Annotated in this window: 1 protein-coding gene; it reads right to left on the minus strand. The window is 25.1% G+C overall.

What is annotated here, in order from left to right; all coding sequences use genetic code 11:
- On the minus strand, positions 1-1,179 hold a 1,179-nt coding region (locus tag EPJ79_RS11440; protein ID WP_147739658.1), incomplete at its 3' end, for a glycosyltransferase family 2 protein.
- Positions 1,180-1,226: the final 47 nt, after the last annotated feature.

The following is a 1,226-nucleotide window of genomic DNA, read 5'->3' on the forward strand; positions in this document are numbered from 1 at the left end:
TTTAATAAATTTCAATCCGCAAATCTTCAAAACTAACTCTTTAGAATTAGAAGATAAAGAGAAAATATTTTTAAGTAAATTATTCAAACTAACAATTATAGGTTTGTTATAGCATTTATTAGTTTTCAAATTTATCGATATTCCAAATATTCGTATTTTAATATAATAGCCGTAAAATATTATTGAAAAGAAATAAGGCAAAAGTTTTTTATTTATTTCCTCTTGTATATAAAGAGGAGTTAAATAATATTGATGAAGTTTTTCAAACTCGTTATATCTTTCTATCAATTCTTTATCAAAATATTTATTTAAAATATCCAAATATATTTTTTCGTTATTCGTCTTATTCATTAAATATATATATTGATTAAATGAAAGTTTAAGATAATCGTAATAATGTAAAATCTCAGTTTTTTGACTGCAAAGAAAATTATAAAATTCGTTTAATGTAGTTTTTGTGTCCAAGCAAGTCTTTTCAAATCTTTCAATCGTGAGTTTAGAAATATCTTTATTACTATAGCCCGCATCGTTATTGCAAATATATAGTTCTTCTTTAATCGCTTTGTAGCTTTTGCAAAAATAAATTGTTATTAAACATTGAAGCATATCTTCGGAATGTATTAAATGGCTATCTGGCAAATATTTTAATCCTTCTTTAATGATTTCGTTTTTGAATGCTTTACCGCACATATTATGAGGCAATTTTTCGCTTAAAACTTCGTTAAATAGAAAATCTTTATTAATAATGCTTCTTTTTGAGGATAGATACCAAGCGGTTTTATTTTCTTCTTTTTTATTTTTGTTGGAAGAAATTACCTTTGCGCTAAAATGAATAATATCATATTCTTTATTAATAGAATTGTAAATTATTTGAAGGGCGTCAGTTGTTAATCTATCGTCTGCATCCAAATAGATAATGTATTTTCCATTTGAATTAATCGCTCCAATTTTTCTTGAGTAAAGCGTTCCTTTGTTTGTTTCGTTTCGGATATATTTAATATTGTTATAATTTTTTATTTTATAATCTACAGTAGAGGCATCGTCAACAATAATGAGTTCATAATCTTTGAAAGTTTGATTAATAACGCTTTCGATAGCCTCTATTAGGTAGCTTTCGTTAGTATTGTAAACGGGAACAATTACGGTAAAAAATGGCGTTTTATTTATATTAAAACTCATTCAATAACTCGCTGTTAGTTAACATATTCGTAGTTATCGGAATATAC

The organism is Brachyspira aalborgi, assembly GCF_008016455.1.
Classification (GTDB): Bacteria; Spirochaetota; Brachyspiria; order Brachyspirales; family Brachyspiraceae; genus Brachyspira; species Brachyspira aalborgi.